Raw genomic sequence first — 9,426 nt, 5'->3', positions numbered from 1 at the left:
CGTCATGGAGACAATGCAAGGCTTTCTGCGGAACGGCACCGTTCGCGCAATCGGTGTGTGCAATTTCAACGTGACGATGCTGCGAACAGCCATCGAGGAAATCGGCGCACCCATCGCCTGCCATCAGATTGAATACCACGCGTTTCTGGACCAGTCGAAAATGCTGAACTACCTGCGCGAGAAAGGCATTCCACTCGTCGCCTATGCCCCGCTTGCACAAGGCAGGGCAGCAAGCGACCCCGTACTTCAGGGAATCGGCGTCAAGCATGGCGTGTCCGCTGCCCAGGTTGCTCTTGCGTGGCTTCTGGAACAGGACGGGGTGGCCGTTATTCCTAAGGCTCAACGCCGCGAAAGTCAGAAATCCAATCTCGACGCGCTGGCGGTGAAACTCGACGATGATGACCGGCACGCCATTGCGGTGTTGCCGAAAAACCACCGTTTCGTCACTCCGCCGTTCGCGCCGGAATGGGACGCGTAGCCATTGTCTTTGCGTAAGCCGGTAGTCCATCGTAGCTGTCGTAGTGACCGTGACACCTGAGCTCACGTGCGTTACGGGGTGGTGATGGCACGTGCGTTGGATGGAGGCGCATAGGTGGCCGCTGTCACCGAGTTGGCGACAGCGGTTCGTCGAACGGCGGGGGAAATTGCGAACCGGCCACGGTCAAGTACGACCGGACCTGGATGTGCCGGTGCGGCGCCTGGCTTTCGGCGTAGGCTTGTGGCGCCCACCCGTTGCGACCTTCTTGCCCGGCACGGACATAGAGATGTCAGACGGTACCGAAATCGGCGCCACGACGAGCGCAGGCGCTGCGTTACTTCTTTCCTGCGCCAACCACTTCTCTATTGCTTTCGCACGCTCGGAAACCGGAATCGGCGCTGTCTTCCCGTTGCCCTTTATGGCCAATGCAGGCCGGGTCGCGGCCAGGCGGCCCGTCGTGCGTTCGCGTTCCTGCCTTACAAGCTCGGCGTATGAAACAAGAGCAGTCTGGGCATCCTGAAAGGTCGACGGCGTCCCTTTCTGCTTCTGGGCCATCAAGCTTGACTGAGCGGGGGCCGAAATGCTTTCCGGCGTGTCAGTGCGAAGCTTTGCCTGCGAAATGGCCGACACGAACGTGCCCGACTGATGTTCGCCCGCCGCTGATGCCGTCCGATGACAAATTGCCGGAAGGCCCCATTTCTCGCAGACGTAACGCAAAACGCTTGTATGGTCGTACAACGTATGGTCCACCGCTTTGGCTACCCATGGCGATACAAGAACAGCGGGAACGCGCACGCCGAGCTGGTTAAACGGGTAATTGTCAGTATTCTCGTCCGGAGCCACCGTCGCGGGCGGCACGACATGGTCGTAAAAGCCACCGTGTTCGTCATAGGTGACGACCAGAAGCGTCGATTCCCATAACGCCTGATTTGCCCGGATTGCGTTGTACACATCGGCTATAAGCATTTCGCCGGCCATCACACCAGCTGGCGAATGCTGGTCGTTTTCGCCACCCTGTAATCCGTCAAAATACCGGGGCTCGATGAACGAATATGCTGGGAAATCTGATTCCGCTCCTTTGCAGTTGTCAAAGAATGTATCCATCTCCTGGAAGCTATCTGTGAAGTACAGACGCTTCAAGCGGCTCAGCACGATGGATTGCGGTACACCACCGTGGTAAATCTTCCATGAAATGGCCTTGTCATTGAGCTCGTCGTAAATCGTCCGCTGGGTGTACCTTCCGAAAAACATGCGCACAGTGTCGATGACACCGTCTGGCATGAGTACATCCCCAAGACTCGTGCCGCTATGCACGAAGAAGCGGTTTGGCCAGGTTGGTCCCGGCATCGACGAGAACCATCGGTCGCATACCGTGAACGATTTCGCCAGCGCGTGCAACGCTGGCAGGTCGCCGTCCTTGAAATACGCCATCACCTGGTCTGCTTCGGTAGCTGGAGCATTCGGGTTCTCATGTTGGAACTCATCCACAAAGTGCGCCATCCCGTCCGCAATCTGCCTGGTGACGTTCTCAAACTCGTGCGGGACTTTGAAATCTTTGCTGACGAACGGTGCCGCCGTGGGAGTCTGCTTGTGGGGCGCGTTACCTTTTTGGGCGTCAAGATTGACGCCGGGTTTTTGAGGGTCGACCCCATCGATATCCGGATTGAAGACCTGAAGCGCCCCCAGCATATGGTCGAAGGAACGGTTCTCCATCATCAGCACGATGACATGACGGATAGGGTCGTCGGGAAATGCGCTGGCTGCGACGCCTTTTGCCGCTGCAGCGGCAAGCCGTTCAGTTACCCGAAATTTGCGTGAGATCGGTTCATTCTGCATGTTGCTGCGGCGCACGACCCGACCGAGACCGCCTGACTTTGCGTTCAGGCGCTGCCGTGCAAGCGCATCGTTTGCGAAGAACTGGCTATATTGGCCTTTCGCCGGGTCGAAGTAACCAATATATCCTCCCGAGCTGACTCCAAACGATTTCAGGTCGGTACCGCAAAAATCGTTTCGCGCACCGTCCTCCTCGCCCGGTGTGAAATAGTGCGGCAAAACGAAGTTCGAAACAGTCACGCCGTCGATGACGTACGTCTGGGCCTGCACGGCATCGCACATCTCGAAAAAATGGTAGACGGTGCGATTGTTGTCGTTTGGGTCGGGTCCCTGCACAAGCAGATTGCACTGCGGGTCACCGATAAGCTCAAGTGCTTCGTGTGACAAGGTCGTTGACCATTCGTCACCGAGAATCTTGCAGAGGTCCAGATAGACGAATCCATATGGAATTCCGGCCAGATTCTGGTCGTGATATCCGAGCACGTCGTTTGAAGCGGCCGAGTCCAGGAGGTAAAGAATGGCGTCGCCGCGCAATTCCTTAAGCTGTGTGAGGTCGGTGTCCGGGCCAGCGGGACCCTCGACACGGAGCCTGCCGCCAAACGCCCAGTAAGGCTCAAAATCCTCGTCAATCTGCCGATTGATGGCACGGACGACACGATGCATTTCCCGGTCCGCAATGCAACTCGTGCGATTCACAACCGAAATCTGATACATGCCCACCTCCGCCTATCTGATATTTAAAACTTGGCCTGAGCCGGCTCAGGCGTGTGTGCCACGGGCTCTCGAAGTGCCCTTCCTTTTCATGACCGCCGGTGCCACTGTTGGAGCTAGGATGGGCTGCACCGCAGCAGCGAACCCAGCTTGAATTGGAGGGGCGGGAACTGGCAGCACGCTACCAACGTCATTGACAAACTTCGGCGCCAGTTTTTCATATCCTTCGGCAGTCGGATGAATTTCGTTCTCCCAGTCGTTGCTGGCGTCTTTCGCACGGATTCGCTCAAGTCAATGTATGTCGTGTATCGATAACATACAAGTGGTTGTGTTGTGCTCGCTCTTCGACCGAATGAAATCCAGTGCCTTGAATTGAAGAGTGAGGTAATCAGCGAAGTTTTCCCACCCGTCTGCGGCGCAACGCGTCCACAGCATTCATTTTTCGACGCCCAGTTAGCCGACGGAAACACAATCAGACTGGCATTCAAAGAAAGGCTCACTGTAGTGGTTCAATCAGTCCTCTTGGAGCAGGCATGCGGGCAACCGACATACCACTCAAGCCGAGAAGGTCACCCCTACCGAGAAGGTCACCCCTAAATAGAGCCCCAAAGGGATGGTTCGATTTTCAGGCTAACGACACGGTTCCGGAGGTTGTCCGTGAATGAGGTCAAACACAGAATCGATGTGCTGCCCGGCGTCAAAGCCGCTACGGCTCTTTTCAAGAGCCGGCGTCCATGAGCGCTCTTGACAGAGGTACGAGGTGTGATCATTGAGTGCGATACCAACCAGAACCTCCGCGACGACTCGGCCGCCTACGGGTCCAGGATGGTGGCCGCCGGCCTTATCCGAGGTGTCGTTTTTCGGTGGCAACTCAGCTTCTCTGAGGATGTAGAACCAGAGCGGTGCCCTGAATGCAAACGGAAAAATTCCGGTTTGGAATTGTGACGCACAATGGCGAGGCGACGTACGCAATAGCGTTGAACCTGGCGCGGCGCGAGATGCCGCAGTAACTGTGACACCGTTAATTGACATGCAAGTCGACTCCTATCCCTTTGCAAACAGTCACGTTGACTGACCAGGCGTTCCTGAGTGGCCGAGAGGACGGAAAGCGCGTTGCGGGGGAGGGAGAATTGCTGCTGCCGAGTGCCGGCACCGATCGGCTGACGCTCGTTATCATCCTCCATGCTGTCGAACGGCAACATCACTCTCATGCTCGACATGGCGAAGCGGGCCGCGCTCCCTTGAGACGCGATTCCTGGCCTGATCTGTCGCCCGTCACCGGCGGTGCGGTTGCAATTAAAAAAAGGGCCAATGACAACTACATTGAAACGCGCGCTCTCGCCCACATGTGTTGGGTTTGCTTAACCGCAGCGGGCGAGCCGATAGACATGACCAAACCTGAATTTAAAGAGCACGCAAGTGCGCGTCCCGACTTGCTATGTTTCCTGGTGGCGATTGCCGCTGCGTCCTACGCTCTGACGAATGAATGGCGAGTCGACCACGTTGTTGCGTGCTGCCGCCAGTGGCTAGAGAAAAATGAACTGAAGATGGACTGGCTGGACAGGGTTCGTATCGGCCAACTTGCGCTGAAGATTGCCAGGAAGGACTTGCTGGAGGCTGGCGTCGCGGTCCGACTGTCTAGCGTGAATGCGCTCTTCACCAGCGAAATGGAACTCAACGGGTCAAGCACCATGGTCCAGCGGATGATGGCGCTTTGCCACGACGCGCTCTGAACCTATTGCGACTTCGGCTCCCAGCAACGCATTTCATGCCGCGGGCAACAACGACCGGGCCTGCTTGAGAAGCTCATGCGCGGCGGCAAACTCATTGCGGCCGGCCATTGTCAGGGCAGCGTGGCCTGTGCTCGCGAAGAGCTCGTCATTGGAGGTCGCAACAACGTTCAAGCCGAGACCAGGATGGTCGTACCGGCGAAAGAACTCGAGCATCTGGAGCGCATCGAATCGCGAATCCAGCGGACCAGCCTTCGCAAGGATCTCGGCCGCCGCTGCCAGTTGCCGGGTGCTCAGGAGGAATTCAGAGCGGTCCATGACACTATGGCTCCATAGGACAGCATCGCCGGTTGTTCGGCGAGTTGAGCGCGAGTCTTTCCAATGTTGCCAACGGCGGTGGCCCTGCGGGCCGGACGGCCCTTACGACCGAGCTGACGCGTCACGTCCCGCCCCATTCGTATTCCCTTAGGTCAAGGAGAATACGACCGCGGCATCGTCGTCCAGCTGCGCAAAGCTGCGAAAAAATCGGTACGTTCTGCCTTCAACTTCAATCAGGTTCGCCCCCGCCTGCGTTACGTCCTGGATGTCGTTGGCAATCGACGCCTTAATCGTTCCGCGCCGCTTCAAATCCTCCCGCGGTCCCGCTGCGTCGCCTATATAAATGGTCGCAGTATCCCTTGTGTGACGCATGACAATCAGGCTCCCGCCTGCATCGAGCGACAGCTCAAGATATTCGGCTAAAACCAGCAGTGCCTCCGGCGGAGGTGCGTGCTGGCTGGTATTCGCCCCCGATGCGTTTGTCATGTCTATCTCCGTCGCGTTGAATGCGGTCCACAGATAGTTTATCTGACCTTTTCGCCGCCGAGGGTTTGGCCGGCCGCAACTGGCTCGCTCATGCCGGGAGACAGTTGGACAACTAACTGAAATGCGCGCATGCTCACAAGGGCGTTGCGTGGGCGCCGGCGTTGCCGCGTGACGAGCACCTTCCTTCGAGTGCGGGGAGAGACCGATGGCCTTCAAATCTCTACGCGACCTCCAGCAAGCCGAGTCGATTCCGCTTGCGGAACGCGGCCTCCCGACAAACACCTATGAAGCCATTCGGTCCAGCACGCTCGCTCATCCCGACGCAGCAGCACTAAGCTTTTTCGTCGACGCCGGGAAATTCGACCAGACCAGGCGCTGGAGTTACGCCCAGCTATTCGAAGACATCACGCGCGCCGCAAACGCCTTTCATGAACTAGGCATTCGGCCCGACGAGGTGGTCGCTTTCGTTTTGCCAAACCTGCCCGAAACACACTTCACGATCTGGGGTGGCGAAGCGACCGGCATTGTCATGGCCATCAATCCGCTGCTCGATGGGGCTCAAATTGCCGCGCTGCTAGGCACCGCTCAGGCGAAGGTTCTGGTCACATTGGCACCGACACCTGGCACTGACATCTGGTCCAAACTCGCGCCCCATCTTGAGCAACTTCCGAGCGTGCGTGACGTCATCTGGGTGAGTCTCGCCCCCTACGTCAGTGCGCCTAAAGCGCTGGTGCTCTGCTGGTATTGCGGGGGTGTCGGTGGACATCGTCAATGATGGACGTAGGGGTGTCGTAGCCCGCATCAAAGCCGAATCGCGGCAGGACGAGCTTGCCGAACGGCTAAATCTCTACACCTTCCAGATTGAATGGCAGCATGCACAATTGGCCTCGAGCGACCGGTGAGGCCGTGGCATGAACTCCGTCTTCTTTCAGCATTCTTTCACCCGATAGCGCGGCGGCAAGTGCATCCATGCTGGTCGAAGCAACGACTACTTCGCCGCTCTATCGAACGAGAAATCCGTATGTCAACGGGTCTCGTTCATCCACGATCCAGTTGGCGAAGCCGCACACGAATGCATTGCCTTCAACTTCTGGGATAACAGCCTTAAAGTCGCCCACGGTCGTTTCACTCAACACGCGTCCCTTGAACACCGTGCCGATGATGGACTCGTTCACCAACGTCTCACCTTTTCTCAGTTCACCACGTAGATAGAGTTGCGCGACCCGGCCACCCGTGCCCGAGCCTGTCGGCGACCGGTCGACTTCGCGGTCGGCGAATATGCAGCAATTCGCTTGCGTCGAGCCCGCGTGCCGAGGCGAGTTTGCAATGATGGTCCCGTAGATATGGTTGATTTCAGGTATATGAGGATGTTCGACAGGGAACGCCTTGTTGGCAGCGGCCTTAACCTCCGCGCCGAAACGGATGAGTTCCTCTACCGACGATTCGCGCACTTCGAGCCCGTGAGGCTGACCGTCGGTATAGAAATAGAATGCGCCCCCGAACGCAATGTCGCCAGTCACCGGACCGAAAGATGGCGTCTCCACTGTGACGTCCTTCTTCCAGATGAAGGACGGCACGTTGACGAAGCGAACGTTGCCGGCGTGCTCGCCGTCCCATTCAACGAACGCTTCGATGAAGCCACACGGTGCGTCGATACCGACGCGTGTTTCCGGAACCTGACGCTGCACCCAGCCCAGTTCGACCGCTGCTGTGGAAAGCGCGATGACCCCGTGTCCGCAGTGGTCGCTATAACCTTCGTTGTGCATGAAGATGATGCCGAAATCTGCGTTCGGGCTGACCGGTTCCGTCAGGTAACCGCCGTACATATCCGCATGACCGCGAGGCTCAAACATCAGGGCCGTGCGAATTTCGTCTGCGTTTTCCTTCAGCCACGCGCGCCGCTGGACGATCGTATCGCCAGGAAGACGCGGCAGACCGCTTGTAACGATGCGGAACGCTTCACCGCCGGTGTGGACTTCAACAGTTGAAATGGTGCGTGTCATTTTCATATTTGCTTCGATGAAATCGGTGAGTACATAGCTTCTATCCGCCATTCGGAACCGCGAGCGACCAGGTGGCCGCCTCCGGCACGTCAGCGAACATTCGACACTCGTCTGCGTCGAGCGCTTGACGGGCAACGCGGCATGCGGCCAGGTCCCAGGCAGCGCAGCCAACGCTTTTGAACACAATCGGCGCACTCGTCTTCAGCTCGCCAGCTAGTGCATTTGCAAGCGAAAAAACTGAGGTCCAGTCGACCTTGGCCTGAATCAGATTGCCCGCTTCATGCTTTGCGCCAACAGTGTCGTCGACGACCAAAGAACTTCCGTCCACAGTTTCCTTGCCGATTTCAGCGGCGTCGGCGGTGAAAGCGCCGACACCGACGACGAGACGCCCAGCTCGCGCCGGTTGCGTGTAGACCGGAGACTTGCTGGGTGTCAACGTGACGACGACGTCGATGCTATCGGGAATCATATCGCCTTCAACAACGGACAGGTTCGGTGCTACCGATTTGACGCTGGCCGCGAAAGCTTGCGCGCTTGTCAGCGAACTGCCCCGTACGAACAGCCTGGCCTCGGGGAAGATGACCCCGAAGGCTTCAGCGTGATTCGCCGCGTGTTTCCCGGTGCCAACGATCAGAATCTCTCGCGGAGCCACACCATGCAGGGTCTGGATTCCCAGCACGGTGACAGCCGCCGCGGGGCGCCCACTCACGGTTGGCCCGTCGAGGACGAACAGCATCTCCCCAGTTTGCGCATCGCATGCGATGACCTGGCCATGGATGGTCGGAAGCCCGATGCCACGATTTTGATTTGCGAGGCCCCTTTGAGGAGTTCTTCGCGAACGGCCAGGCGCATCGCCTCGACACCATCGACCACCCGGGCAATGGCTCCCTGACGCCCCAGGCACCCGCAGGCATCGTCAAGCTTGTCATTGCGCTGACGGAAGTCGCCGTGCCCACCGGTCTGCGACAGCGCCTTGCCTGAGGACAGGATGCGCGGACCCAGAGCACACCGCCGTTGACAGCGTCGCACATTCCAAAGTCAGCGCCGCCTGCATCGCGAACGGTGGTGAAGCCGCGGTTCAGCATGCCGCGCAGGATGGGGAATGTCTTAAGCGCAGCCAGGAAGTTCGGCATCATCGCATTGGCGCCCAGAGTCGCATTCGACGCGACGACGTGGACATGCAGGTCGATGAAACCCGGCAGAACGATGATGCGCAGGTCTACGTCGGGATTGCATCGATGAACGAGCCGATTCTCGGCGCGAGCCAGAATGTCGAGATGCCGGCTGAGCACGACACGGTGAGGCGAGACTTCACGACGCGAGCCATCAGACTCGACGTCACGCTGGTGCACAGCTCCAACATTCGCCGCACATCCACCGCATAGGTTTCCCCTGCCGGCGTGAGCCTTAGGGTGTTGTGCTCCCGCGCGAATAGCCTGCGCCCCAGGAATGCTTCGAGTTGAGATATCCGACGGCTCACGGCGCTGGTCGACAGATGCAGTTCCCGCCCTGCGCGAGTGAAGCTCAGATAACGGGCGCTCGCTTCGAATGCTTGTAGACAGGCGAGGGGAGGCAACGGAGAGAGAGCCATGGCGTGCGGCGGCCTATCCAGGTTGTAGTAGAGCAGCAGGATAGCCCCTCGACATCGCCCGATGGGTCATGAGGCTCTCACTGCCGTGCAGTCGTTGCCTGGATATTTGCGCCGTACCTCCGCTGGGGAGGTTGGTCACGCCGGGCTAGTATCTGACTCCAACTCAGCTAACGAGTCATCCAGGCCTAGCTGCTGCCGTGCTTTTTCCCAATACTCGTGGGAACGTCCGTCGGGACTGCCGTCGTTCTCCCAGAGATAAAACGCGAGCGTCTGAAT

9 protein-coding genes and 2 pseudogenes are annotated in these 9,426 nt (G+C 58.3%); 3 read left to right on the top strand and 8 right to left on the bottom strand.

The features are described from left to right. The first annotated feature begins 13 nt into the window (after nucleotides 1–13). Nucleotides 14–478, top strand: coding sequence for an aldo/keto reductase (locus QOC89_RS05400; protein ID WP_323044082.1), 465 nt, complete (start codon nucleotides 14–16; stop codon nucleotides 476–478). Between the two features lie 183 nt (nucleotides 479–661). On the opposite strand, the gene QOC89_RS05395 is transcribed toward QOC89_RS05400, so the two are convergent. Next, the gene (locus QOC89_RS05395; protein WP_323044081.1) at nucleotides 662–3,025 is read right to left on the bottom strand and encodes an alkaline phosphatase family protein; all 2,364 of its coding nucleotides are present in this window, start codon (nucleotides 3,023–3,025) and stop codon (nucleotides 662–664) included. A 1,385-nt stretch (nucleotides 3,026–4,410) separates the two neighbouring features. On the opposite strand from QOC89_RS05395, the gene QOC89_RS05390 reads away from it, so the two are divergent. Continuing rightward, complete coding sequence (locus QOC89_RS05390) at nucleotides 4,411–4,755, top strand: hypothetical protein (protein WP_323044085.1); 345 nt, start codon at nucleotides 4,411–4,413, stop codon at nucleotides 4,753–4,755. Nucleotides 4,756–4,788: 33 nt separating this feature from the next. Here the strand turns inward: QOC89_RS05390 and QOC89_RS05385 are convergent, their stop codons facing one another. Both QOC89_RS05385 and QOC89_RS05380 read right to left on the bottom strand, forming a co-directional pair. Next, the gene (locus tag QOC89_RS05385) at nucleotides 4,789–5,070 is read right to left on the bottom strand and encodes a hypothetical protein (protein WP_323044080.1); all 282 of its coding nucleotides are present in this window, start codon (nucleotides 5,068–5,070) and stop codon (nucleotides 4,789–4,791) included. A 147-nt stretch (nucleotides 5,071–5,217) separates the two neighbouring features. Next, nucleotides 5,218–5,556, bottom strand: coding sequence for a hypothetical protein (locus QOC89_RS05380; protein WP_323044079.1), 339 nt, complete (start codon nucleotides 5,554–5,556; stop codon nucleotides 5,218–5,220). A gap of 205 nt (nucleotides 5,557–5,761) precedes the next feature. Between QOC89_RS05380 and QOC89_RS05375 the strand changes: the two genes are divergently transcribed. Further along, nucleotides 5,762–6,331, top strand: a complete 570-nt coding sequence (locus tag QOC89_RS05375; protein ID WP_323044078.1) for an AMP-binding protein — start codon at nucleotides 5,762–5,764, stop codon at nucleotides 6,329–6,331. A 226-nt stretch (nucleotides 6,332–6,557) separates the two neighbouring features. Here QOC89_RS05375 and lhpH read toward each other — a convergent pair whose 3' ends face one another. The 5 genes and pseudogenes from lhpH to QOC89_RS05350 form a co-directional block, all read right to left on the bottom strand. Next, a complete protein-coding gene (gene lhpH, locus QOC89_RS05370) occupies nucleotides 6,558–7,565 on the bottom strand; it encodes a trans-3-hydroxy-L-proline dehydratase (RefSeq protein WP_323044084.1) in 1,008 nt (335 codons plus the stop codon). 34 nt (nucleotides 7,566–7,599) lie between these two features. Continuing rightward, nucleotides 7,600–8,361: pseudogene (locus tag QOC89_RS05365) on the bottom strand (delta(1)-pyrroline-2-carboxylate reductase family protein); the annotation flags it as partial. Continuing rightward, nucleotides 8,346–8,851: pseudogene (locus QOC89_RS05360) on the bottom strand (amidohydrolase family protein); the annotation flags it as partial. The pseudogenes QOC89_RS05365 and QOC89_RS05360, both read right to left, overlap by 16 nt. Beyond that, complete coding sequence (locus tag QOC89_RS31820; protein WP_416340358.1) at nucleotides 8,779–9,150, bottom strand: LysR family transcriptional regulator; 372 nt, start codon at nucleotides 9,148–9,150, stop codon at nucleotides 8,779–8,781. The gene QOC89_RS31820 and the pseudogene QOC89_RS05360, both read right to left, overlap by 73 nt. 135 nt (nucleotides 9,151–9,285) lie before the next feature. Then, nucleotides 9,286–9,426, bottom strand: a complete 141-nt coding sequence (locus tag QOC89_RS05350; RefSeq protein ID WP_323044083.1) for a DUF2934 domain-containing protein — start codon at nucleotides 9,424–9,426, stop codon at nucleotides 9,286–9,288.

This window comes from Paraburkholderia sp. (genome assembly GCF_034668105.1).
Taxonomy (GTDB): domain Bacteria; phylum Pseudomonadota; class Gammaproteobacteria; order Burkholderiales; family Burkholderiaceae; genus Paraburkholderia.
This window is presented reverse-complemented; position numbering and strand designations above follow the sequence as displayed.